This is a genomic window from Corynebacterium sp. HMSC076D02 (assembly GCF_001813815.1).
GTDB lineage: Bacteria > Actinomycetota > Actinomycetes > Mycobacteriales > Mycobacteriaceae > Corynebacterium > Corynebacterium simulans.
The window spans coordinates 1-433 of the sequence record NZ_KV814051.1 but is presented as its reverse complement, the minus strand read 5'-3'; the positions used below and the strand labels follow the sequence as shown (position 1 = coordinate 433).

Here is a 433-nt window from a genome sequence, read left to right as displayed (position 1 = left end):
TTGGCTTAGAAGCAGCCATCCTTGAAAGAGTGCGTAATAGCTCACTGGTCGAGTGGTTCTGCGCCGACAATGTAGTGGGGCTCAAGCACACCGCCGAAGCCGCGGCAATAATTTTTGTTATTGGGTAGGGGAGCGTCGTGCACGTGTTGAAGCGTTACCGTAAGGAGGCGTGGAGTGTGTGCGAGTGAGAATGCAGGCATGAGTAACGAATTGGAAGGTGAGAATCCTTCCCGCCGGATGACTAAGGGTTCCTGGGTCAAGTTCGTCTTCCCAGGGTGAGTCGGGACCTAAGGCGAGGCCGACAGGCGTAGTCGATGGATAACCAGTTGATATTCTGGTACCCGAGTATATGCGCCCCTGATAAAGCACTGATACTAACCACCACAAGCACCTTTTGATGACACTTTGTGTTGTTGGTTGGTGTGCGTCGTGG

General features: G+C 52.9%; 1 rRNA gene. It reads left to right on the top strand.

Annotated features, from left to right (window positions below):
* Positions 1 to 433: ribosomal RNA gene (locus HMPREF2935_RS07250) — 23S ribosomal RNA — on the top strand; the annotation flags it as partial.